Raw genomic sequence first — 1,195 nt, 5'->3', positions numbered from 1 at the left:
TTTTTCGAAGACGGTCATTCATCTGATCCTTTCGGCAAGGTTGCCACGTCTGTGTGACGCAAAAGCTGGTCCAGCGTGAGCAGCGGCGAGCGCATCGCCTTGGCATAGGCGTAGTGGAAGCAATCGAAATTGCTGAGGCGCCGCTTTCCTATGCCGTGCTGTTCGGCGACAGCGACCGCGTAGGATAGGACGCGTCGGGGCGAACCGGGCTCGCGGAGCCGAATCTTTCGTGCTTCGAGCCATTCTACGACAACCGCCTCAGCCACTTTGTAGGCGCAATTCAACTGATCCGGCCGCGAAAGGACGATGATGGCTTCCCAGGCAGCAAGTGTCGATGTGAACGGCGATGCCGCATCGAGCAGCGCCGCTTCATAGGCGTCGGCCGTGTCCTCCCCCGCCATCATCGAGACGATCGCACATGCATCGACGAACATTTATTCGTCACCACCAGTGAGATCATGGTCGAGCTCGTGATAGGCCTCCGGTGGAACCGGCTTTCGACCTGGCTGAAAAGACAGGCCGTGCTTAGCCAGAATCTTTTGCGCCGTTTCTCTCGGGCTTTCCTTATTCATCCGGTTGCGGATGGTTTCACGCAGGGCGACAATCACAGCATCGGTGATGCTTGTGCGGTCAATGCGCGCAAGCTCCCGAGCGAGAGTATCGGCCTCCGGATTGCGAATGTTCAGCGCCATGTGTGTAGCTCCAAGCGTGTAGCACACTTTACATCACTGTGTAGCTTGGTGCAAACCCGCAGTGTCGGTCGATCAGGCTGGCTCATACTTCACCGGCGGCTTGTTCATCCTCCTCTTCAAAACTGTTAGCGGCGAGCCAACCCACTAATGTCACTGAGGCGAACGGCCTCGGGAGGACGGGCAGAGGCTGCGTGCCACACGCGCCCTCATGCTTCGGGACCGTGCGGATGGGCCACGCTTTTCTGGGCGGCACGAAGCACGTGATGCGTGTCCAAAACCCGACAGCGGCAGAAAACATGTCAGGTTCAAAACAAACATTGGCGAAAAATGTCAGGTTCATTGCAACCGGCCATCTGGGCGCTGTGGAGGTTTTTCAAGCCTGGCCATGCGCTTTCTGGGCGTTGAGCGCGCTGGCACGGCCTTTGCACTGAGTGAGGGTGACTGCACGCAAAGGGGCAAGTCGAGCGATGCTCTCTCTTGAACCCGTGTGCCCCGTCTCTGAA

2 protein-coding genes are annotated in these 1,195 nt (G+C 58.2%); both read right to left on the bottom strand.

The annotated features are described in order from the left end of the window. Positions 1-14: 14 nt before the first annotated feature. Complete coding sequence (locus MAXJ12_RS22615) at positions 15-434, bottom strand: type II toxin-antitoxin system VapC family toxin (protein ID WP_008838332.1); 420 nt, start codon at positions 432-434, stop codon at positions 15-17. Next, on the bottom strand, positions 435-692 hold the full coding sequence (locus MAXJ12_RS22610; protein WP_008838331.1) for a type II toxin-antitoxin system VapB family antitoxin: 258 nt from the start codon (positions 690-692) through the stop codon (positions 435-437). Between the last annotated feature and the right edge of the window lie 503 nt (positions 693-1,195).

It is taken from the genome of Mesorhizobium alhagi CCNWXJ12-2 (genome assembly GCF_000236565.1).
In the GTDB taxonomy this organism is placed as follows: Bacteria; Pseudomonadota; Alphaproteobacteria; order Rhizobiales; family Rhizobiaceae; genus Allomesorhizobium; species Allomesorhizobium alhagi.
Note: the sequence above shows the minus strand (reverse complement) of the source record. Positions and strands in the feature narration are given on the sequence as shown.